Here is a 3,591-nt window from a genome sequence, read left to right on the forward strand (position 1 = left end):
AGGACGAGACACCGCCGGCGGTCGAGCGCAACGCCAACGGCCTTCCGCAGCGCCGCCGTCGCACACCGAGCGCCGACGCACGACCGGGTGCGGTGCACGGGCGTGCCGCCGCGGCGCAGCCCACGCCCCGGCCGTCCGCGGACGAGCCGGCGCCCGGCCTGTGGATGGCCGACCTCCAGAGCGGGCTCACCGGCGGTGGCACGGACGCCACCGCGAGCCGTAACCAAGACGCGTCGTCAGATGAGGGTGAGTGAACGATGGAACGGCGTGCCGACATGGACTGGATGCTGAAGGACCTCGCGGAGACCGTGCCGCAGACCCGCCACGTGGTGGTGCTCTCCTCGGACGGTCTGTGCATGGCCAAGCACGACACCGACGCCGACACGGCCGACCGGCTCGCCGCCATCGGCTCCGGTCTGCAGAGCCTCTCGACGGCGGTGGCGTCCGAATTCCCGCACAGTGACGGGCGGATGCGCATGGTCGTCATCGAAGTCAACGGCGGCTTCATGTACTTGATGGCCGCGGGCGCGGGGGCGCACCTCGCCGTGCTCGCGGACGAGGGCGTCGACGCCGGACTGGTCGGCGGGCGCATGAGGGACCTGGTGGCCCGCATCGGCGAGCATCTGACCAGCCCCCCGCGTGACGGCGGATTGGCCATATGAACCGGGAGTTTCCGGAATGGGACGAGAGCAGCGGACCCGAACGTCTTTATGTGATCACCGGCGGGCGCAGCGACCCGGCTGAGCACGGGGACCTCGACCTGGTCACGTTAATCGTGGCCCGAGAGGCCCCCCAGGTGGGAATGCAGCCCGAGCACGCGTCGATTCTGCGTGTGTGCAACTCCCCGCTCTCCGTGGCGGAGATCTCCGCGTATCTGGGGCTTCCCGTGAGCGTGGTCACCGTCCTGCTCGCGGATCTGCTGGCCCAGGAACGGGTCGAGGCCCGCTCGCCCGTACCCGCGCTTCCCGACATCGAACTGATTGAGGCGGTGATCCATGGACTCCGGAATCTCTGAGACAGCGACCGGGCCGCGGAGTGAAGACAGGCTGCCCTCCTCCGCCAGCTCCGCCGTCAAGATCGTCATCGTCGGCGGTTTCGGTGTCGGCAAGACGACCCTCGTCCGTTCCGTCAGCGAGATCCGTCCGCTGACGACGGAGGAGACGATGACGCAGGCGAGCGAGAACGTCGACGACACCGCGGGCGTGGAGCGCAAGACGGCGACGACCGTCGCGATGGACTTCGGGCGCATCAGCCTCAGCGAGGAACTGGTGCTGTACCTCTTCGGTACGCCGGGCCAGCAGCGCTTCTGGTTTCTGTGGAACGGGCTGTTCGACGGTGCCCTGGGCGCCGTCGTGCTCGTCGACACCCGCCGCCTGGAGGTCAGCTTCGACGTCATCGGACGGCTGGAGGAGTCGGCCGTCCCGTTCGTCGTCGCGGTCAACTCCTTTCCGGAGGCCCCGGATTACGGCGTGGACGACCTGCGCGCCGCCCTCGACCTGGACGCCGATGTGCCGATCGTCGTGTGCGACGCCCGGCACCGCACCTCCAGCCAGGACGTCCTGCTGAAGCTGATGCACTATCTGCGCTCGCTCGCCCTGACGTCGGAGCCGACGTGACCGCTCCGCCACCGGGCCCGGAGCCTGGCAGACCCTGCCGGGCCCCGGGCCCGACCCCGGACCGGACGCCCGGAACCGGACGGCCCGGAGCCGGACGTTGCAGAACCGGACGGCCCAGAACCAGACGACGCGGAACGGCGAACGGGCCCGGGACGACAGCGAATACCGGCCGCCGGACGACCGGCGGCACACGCCCCCAGAGCGGGACGATCACGGCCGGAGACGTGCCGTCACGGGGACGTGCCGCGGGCAATGCCGTCCCCGCGCTCCGCACCGCCGGGCCCCCGCCGCTACGGGACGGCCGTACGTACCGTGCCGCCGGCGGCGCCCCGCGTCCGCGCCCCGGCCAGGACTTCGGCAGGACGCGGACCTTCCTCCCCGCACCCCTCGCACCGCGGCCGGCTCCTCTGCCGTCCGTACCCGGGGAGCGCCCCACGGCGACGGCCGGAGCGGCGGCGCATTCCACAGCGGACGGGACGTGCCCGTAATGACGGCATTGCCCGGCCTCATTCGGCCACTGGCGTCAACTCGCCGCCGAGCAGCGGTAGTTGAACGTGTAAGCGCCGGTGACCAGGGGGAAGCCTCCCTGCGGCTCATGTCGCGCCCGCGGCGCCCGGCACCCCGCTCCTGACCGGAAAGGCCCTTGAAGACGTGGTGATGCGCATGTAGCAGACGGTGACGATCCGGCCTCCCGCCGTGCGGGAGCGCGTCGTCTTCGCAGACAGCACGTGGTATCGGCTGGTTCTGCCCGGGTGCAGGGGGTCACGGAGAGACCCGCTGCCGAGGGCCGAGTGGAGGCGGCGAGGCGCGCCGCCCGATAACCGAGGTGATCGACAGTGGAGCACGGCGTGATCGTGCCGCCCGTTTTCTCTCCCATCCCGCCCGCGATACATCCCCGTCACGAGGCGATCAACGAGCGTACGACGCAGTGGGCGAGAGCCTTCTCCATCGGTTCGCCCGAGCTGCGCGAGAAGCTCGTGGCGCACGACATCGGCACCTTCGCCGCCCGGGTGCTGCCCGAGGGCCGCGAGGAGGTCGTCTCGATACTCGCGGACTTCATCATCTGGCTCTTCGGCGTCGACGACGGGCTCTGCGAGGAAGGCGAACTGGGCAAGGACCCGGCCGGGCTGGTCGGCGAACTCTCCCGCATGCTGCGCATCGCGCAGAACCCCGAGGTGCCGATGCTCGCCGAGAACGCCCTCGCGGCGGGACTGCGGGATCTGCGCCACCGGGTCGGGCGGCACGCGACGCCGGGCCAGGAGGCCCGCTGGGTGGACGCGCTGCGCGAGTACTTCCTCTCCGTGGTGTGGGAGGCCTCGCACCGCAGCCAGGAGTCCGTCCCCAGCCTCAACGACTACACGCTGATGCGCCTGTACGACGGCGCCACGTCCGTCGTCCTGCCGCTGCTGGAGATGGGCCACGGCTACGAACTGCACCCGAACGAACGGGACAGCACGGCCGTGCGGGCCGCCGCGGAGATGGCCTACTTCATCATCACGTGGGACAACGATCTCTTCTCGTACCACAAGGAGAGCAGGACGCAGCAGTACTACCTCAACGTGCTGCGCGTACTGGAGCACGAGCAACAGCTCGCTCCCGCCGAGGCGTTGACCCGTGCCGTCGCCCAACGCGACCGCGTCATGTGCCTGTTCCTGCGGCTGCGCGACGAACTCGCCGCGACGGGGAGCCCGCAGCTCCGCCAATACCTGGAGAACCTGGGGACGTTCATCCGCGGCGCCCAGGACTGGGGCATCTCCTCGCACCGTTACACGACGCCCGAGGACCCGGCCGGACTGCCCTCGACCTTCCGTGACACACCGACCGACGACAGCGGCGAACCGCTGGACATCCCGGCCGTCTCCTGGTGGTGGGACGTCCTTCCCGAGAGGGAAACGTTTCAGCCTGCGGATGGCGCATTCCGCACCACCGCCACCGTGTGAGCGCCGCGCGGGCCCGGCCGGCGCCGCACCCGCCG

At 70.6% G+C, this 3,591-nt stretch carries 4 protein-coding genes and 1 pseudogene; all 5 read left to right on the forward strand.

The window, feature by feature from the left end; genetic code table 11:
* Window positions 1–254 (forward strand): annotated as a pseudogene (locus AN218_RS37500) (ATP-binding protein); the annotation flags it as partial.
* Between the two features lie 3 nt (window positions 255–257).
* Entirely contained in the window at window positions 258–662 is a 405-nt protein-coding gene (locus AN218_RS16250) for a roadblock/LC7 domain-containing protein (protein ID WP_244900477.1), read from the forward strand.
* Window positions 659–1,015, forward strand: a complete 357-nt coding sequence (locus AN218_RS16255; protein WP_070017607.1) for a DUF742 domain-containing protein — start codon at window positions 659–661, stop codon at window positions 1,013–1,015. The genes AN218_RS16250 and AN218_RS16255 overlap by 4 nt, the downstream gene beginning before the upstream one ends.
* Window positions 996–1,616, forward strand: a complete 621-nt coding sequence (locus AN218_RS16260; protein ID WP_070017608.1) for a GTP-binding protein — start codon at window positions 996–998, stop codon at window positions 1,614–1,616. The genes AN218_RS16255 and AN218_RS16260 overlap by 20 nt, the downstream gene beginning before the upstream one ends.
* An 836-nt stretch (window positions 1,617–2,452) precedes the next feature.
* Entirely contained in the window at window positions 2,453–3,556 is a 1,104-nt protein-coding gene (locus AN218_RS16265; protein WP_070017609.1) for a selina-4(15),7(11)-diene synthase, read from the forward strand.
* The last annotated feature ends 35 nt before the right edge of the window (window positions 3,557–3,591 follow it).

Origin of the sequence: Streptomyces nanshensis (assembly GCF_001751255.1) — a bacterium.
Taxonomy (GTDB): domain Bacteria; phylum Actinomycetota; class Actinomycetes; order Streptomycetales; family Streptomycetaceae; genus Streptomyces; species Streptomyces nanshensis_A.